Source organism: Paenibacillus sp. CMM36, from assembly GCF_053570945.1.
Window position 1 is genome coordinate 1 of the sequence record NZ_JBSEDY010000040.1, and the last position, 5,605, is coordinate 5,605.

A 5,605-nucleotide genomic window follows, 5' to 3' on the forward strand; every position below is an offset into this window, starting at 1 on the left:
TACAGTCAGTATATTGAGTGGCTTGAAGCACAGGATGAAGCAGCAGCAGCTTCCTACTGGAAGGATTATTTGCTCGGCTATGATCAGCAAACTTCGATTCCGACCGGAAAAGTAGGCGTGAAAGCGGACGATGCCCAATTTGAGCATATCCTGTGTGATCTGGGCAAGGATTTGACTGGACGTATGGAAATGGTGGCCAAGCAGCACCACGTGACCCCGAATACATTGCTGCAAACAGCTTGGGGCTTGCTGCTCCAAAAGTACAACGGTAGTGATGACGCTGTTTTTGGTGGTGTAGTGTCGGGTCGTCCAGCGGATATTTCGGGGATCGAAAACATGGTGGGCTTGTTCATTAACACCATTCCAATACGTATCCGCAGTGGGGTTGACGATACCTTTGCCGACCTGATCAGAACGAATCAGAAACAGGCGCTGACTTCTCAAGATTATGAAACGTATCCGCTGTATGAAATTCAAGCCTTGACCGAGCAAAAGCAAGACCTGATCAACCACATTATCGTGTTTGAAAACTATCCGGTGGAGGAGCAGGTCGAGCAACTTGGGGAAGGTGCAGCGTCGGACTTTGAAATTCGCAATGCCGGCATGATTGAACAAACCAACTATGATTTCAATCTGGTTGTCATGCCGCAGGAAGCGATGAAAATCCGATTTGAATACAATGCGAAGTTATATGATCGTGAAGCCGTGAAGCGGACTCAGGGCCATCTGATACAGCTATTGGAGCAGGTGGTAGCGAAGCCGGACACTCGGGTGCAGGAGCTGGATATGGTAAGTACGCAGGAGCGCGAGCAAATTCTCCGCGTATGGGGCAATACAGCCGCCGAGTATCCGAGCGAGCAAACGATCCATGGCCTGTTCGAGACACAAACGGCACACACACCGGAACAGCCAGCATTGTTCTTTGAAGGAGAACAGCTGACCTATCGCGAGCTGAATGAACGTGCGAATCGTCTGGCGCGCACCTTGCGTAGTCAAGGTGTGACGAAGGATCGTTTGGTGGGACTGATGACCGAGCGTTCGGTAGACTTGATCGTGGGGATCTTAGGCATTTTGAAAGCTGGGGGCGCATATGTCCCCATCGATCCGACGTATCCGGAGGAGCGTATCCGCTACATGCTGGACGACTCGGGAGTAGAGCTGTTGTTAACGCAAAGCCATCTGGTGGACAAAGTAGCTTTTGATGGTCAGGTACTGGTGCTGAATGGAGCACAAAGTGTGTATCACGAGGATGGTTCCAACCTGGAGCCGTTGTCCGGTCCGAACGATCTAACGTATGTCATTTATACGTCAGGTACGACGGGGCAGCCGAAGGGTGTCATGGTAGAGCATCGTAATGTCGTACGTTTGGTGAAAAATACAAACTACGCGCAGTTGGATGCTGACACGCGCATTTTGCAGACAGGGGCTATTGTTTTCGACGCATCCACCTTCGAAATTTGGGGCGCTCTATTAAACGGTGGACAGCTGGTGCTAGTGAGTCAGGATATCATTTTGGACGTGCTCAAGCTTAAGGAAGCAGTGCGCAGTCACGGTATTACCACGATGTTTCTGACCACACCGCTCTTTAACCAGTTGTCTCAGCAGGATTTGGCGCTGTTCGAGGGGATACGGGAACTGCTGGTCGGCGGTGATGTGATGTCCGTACCACATATGAACCGGGTGCTGGAGGCCCATCCGTCCCTTCGAATCAGTAACATCTATGGCCCGACTGAAAATACGACTTTTTCCACAGTGCATGCGATCACCGGTGTGCAATCGGAATCGGTGCCAATTGGTAGACCGATCCATAATTCAACAGCGTACGTCGTGGACCGTTCGATGCGGCTTCAACCCGTCGGGGTATGGGGTGAACTGCTGGTAGGCGGTGACGGGGTGGCACGTGGATACCGCAACCGTCCGGACCTGACATCCGAAAAGTTCATTGATAGCCCGTTCCGCAGCGGAGAACGCTGCTATCGCACAGGTGACACGGTACGCTTAAATGTGGACGGTACGCTTGAATATAAGGGGCGGATCGATGCGCAGGTGAAAATTCGGGGCTACCGGATCGAACTGGGCGAGGTAGAAACGCAGCTGTTGAAGCTGGAGGCAGTGCGAGAAGCTGTGGTCATCGCACGGGAAGATGAGCAAGGGCAGAAGCAGCTCTGCGCTTATGTGGTCGCCGATGAGGAAGTTGTCGCAAGTGAGCTACGCAGCGATTTGAGCCAGAAGCTGCCGGGTTACATGATCCCTTCCTATCTGGTACAGCTGGAGCAAATGCCGCTGACACCGAACGGTAAAATCGACCGCAAGGCTCTACCAGCACCAGAAGACAGCCTGCAAAGCGTAGCCGACTATGTCGCACCGCGGACGTGGGTGGAAGTGAAGTTGGCGCAAATCTGGCAGGATGTGCTGGGCCTGGCGCAGGTCGGCGTGAAGGAAAACTTCTTCGAGATTGGTGGGCATTCACTGCGGGCGACGACGCTCGCCTCGAGGATTCACAAGGAGCTGAACAAGCCGCTTCCATTGCGCAGTATTTTTGAAGCACCAACGATTGAGCAATTGGCAGTCGTACTGGAATATCTGGATCAAGTAACATATGCGTCCATTCCAGTAACGGAAGAACGCAACTTCTACCCGTTATCGTCGGCGCAAAAACGACTGTATGTGCTGCATCAGTTCGACCCGTATGATGTGAACTACAACATGCCGTCGGTGCTGCAAGTGAGCGGACCCCTGGATGTGAAGCGGGTAGAAAACGCGTTCCATCAATTAATCGCCCGTCATGCGACCTTGCGTACCCGCTTTGCACTAGTGGACAGTGAGCCAATGCAATGGATTGAGGACACTGTGCCGTTTGAATTGGAATATACAAAGGTACAGGCAGAAGCTGCGACTATGGGTACAGACCAGGACACAACCACGGATGCGGACACGATGGTCAGCCAGGAAGTACAAGAACGGGTGCGGCAGTTTGTACGACCGTTCGATCTGCAAGCTGCTCCGCTGCTGCGAGTAGGCTTGGTAGATTTGGGCGTACAAGGAACCGAGCAGGAACCGCAGCATTTACTCATGCTCGATATGCACCACATCGTTTCGGATGGCGTGTCCATGGGTGTACTGACCGATGAATTTGTCCGCTTGTACGACGGTGAAGAGCTATTACCATTGCGGATACAATACAAGGATTATGCGGTATGGCAGCAAAGCGAAGCCCATCAAGAGTGGATGCAACGTCAGGAAGCGTACTGGCTGGGCACCTTCCAGGGTGAGCTGCCAGTGCTGGATGTACCTACGGACTTTGCCCGTCCGGCGGTGCGAAGTACGGCAGGCGATACGGTGGTGTTCGGATTGGAACGTGAAGTCAGCGAACGGCTGAAAGAACTGGCGGCGTACACAGGCTCCACGCTGTATATGGTGCTGCTGGCAGCGTACACTGCACTCCTACACCAATACAGCGGGCAAGAAGATATCGTAGTCGGCACACCAATTGCCGGACGACCGCATGCCGATCTGGAGCCGATGATTGGGATGTTCGTCGGAACGCTGGCATTGCGGAACTATCCGACGTCAGAGCAAAGCTTCCGAAGCTATGTGGAGGATGTGAAGACGCGTGCCCTGCAAGCTTACGAGCACCAGGACTATCCGTTTGAGGAGCTAGTGGAAAAGCTGAACGTGAAGCGGGATATGAGCCGCCATCCGCTGTTCGATACGATGTTTACGCTGCAAACGACTGAGGAAGGCGAACTGCAACTGGCAAACCTGAGCTTCCGTCCATACGGCCTGGAACAAACGCCAGTCAAGTTTGATTTGATGATGGAAGCTAGAGAGGAAGAGGCAGGCATCCAGTTTGGATTGCAGTATGCAACTGCGTTGTACGAGCGCGAAACGGTAGAACGGATGACGCGTCACTTTGTTCGCTTGGTCGAAGCCGTGGCGGCGAATCCGGATGCGAAGCTGGGAGAGCTGGAGTTGATTACGGCGGAAGAAACCGAGCAGATTCTGAAGGTGTTCAATGATCCGAATGCACATAGCGTGCGTTGTGCTGAACACAGACAGGTGCAAGGCCATTCGCTCAGCGAACGCTTTGAAGAGCAAGCTGAGCGCAACCCTGAGCGGATAGCCGTTGTGTCTGAGGCCACCGCGCTGACCTACACTGAGCTAAATGAGCGTGCGAACCAATTGGCTCGTGTGTTACGAGCGGAAGGGGTCGAAGCAGATCAACCGGTGGGCGTATTGCTGGAACGTTCTGCGGATATTCTGGTGAGCATTCTGGGGGTACTGAAGGCCGGAGGCGCGTATGTGCCGATGGATACGATGTATCCACAGGAGCGCATCGACTACATGCTCCAAAACAGTGGGGCCAAGGTCGTGATTACAAGTAGAGTTGCCAACCTGTCGCTCAGCTTGCCATCCACAGTTCGAGCTGTAGTCTTGGATGACGAGGACGCTCAAGCTCAACTGGGAGCACAGGATGCGAGCAACCTGATCCCTATCGCCGGCCCGCATAACCTGGCCTATATGATTTATACGTCAGGCACCACCGGTCAGCCGAAAGGGGTCATGATTGAGCAGAGCAGTGTTAGCAATCTGGTAGATGCTTTATGGAAACGAGTATACAGTCGTTACGAACAGCCGCTTCATGTCGCATGGCTGTCAGCATTTGTATTTGACGCTTCGGTGAAGCAAATCTTTGCCAGCTTGCTGTTAGGCCACACCCTGCACGTGGTGTCCCGTGACGTCAGTCTGAGCGGAGAGCATTTGATCGCCTACTACCGCACACACCGGATTGATTTGTCGGACGGCACACCTGCGCATCTGCATATTTTGAACGAAAGTGTCAGTGTGACGGAAGCACCGGAAGTGAAGCATTACCTGATCGGTGGCGAAGCATTATCCGTGCAGCTGGTACATGTGTTCCTACACAAATGGGCCGGGTATCGTCCGGTGATTACGAACGTGTACGGTCCGACCGAAACGACGGTAGATGCGACCGCTTATACGATTGAAGATATGGAGTCCCTGAACGCACTGCTGGAAAAAGGGGAGCATACGGTATCTATCGGAACGCCGATCGCGAACCAGTCGGTGTACATCCTGAACAGCCAGCAACAGCTGGTACCGATCGGTATCGCAGGTGAACTCTATATCGGGGGTGCAGGTGTCGGACGAGGATACCTGAATCTGCCAGAGCTGACGGCAGAGAAGTTTGTCCTGAATCCGTTCGCTGTTGCGGCAGCAACCGATCCAGCGGACAGCACTTACGCACACCGAATGTACCGAACGGGCGACCTGGCCCGGTGGTTGCCAGACGGCAGCATTGAGTATTTGGGCCGGATTGACCACCAAGTGAAAATCCGGGGGTACCGGATCGAGCTGGGTGAGGTGGAAGCGCAGCTGCTGACCGTGGACGGCATTCAGAAAGCCATCGTCACAGCATGGGAAAACGAAGATGGACACAAGGATCTGTGTGCCTATATCATAGCTTCAGCGTCCCTGAGTTTGCCGGAGCTACGGAATGCGCTGCAGCCGAAGCTGCCCGATTACATGATCCCGACGTATGTGGTACAACTGGATCGTTTCCCGCTGACACCGAACGGGAAAA

At 53.5% G+C, this 5,605-nt stretch carries 1 protein-coding gene; it reads left to right on the forward strand.

Annotated features, from left to right (window positions below):
• On the forward strand, nucleotides 1-5,605 hold a 5,605-nt coding region (locus ACWA2B_RS27695; RefSeq protein WP_449292856.1), incomplete at both ends, for an amino acid adenylation domain-containing protein.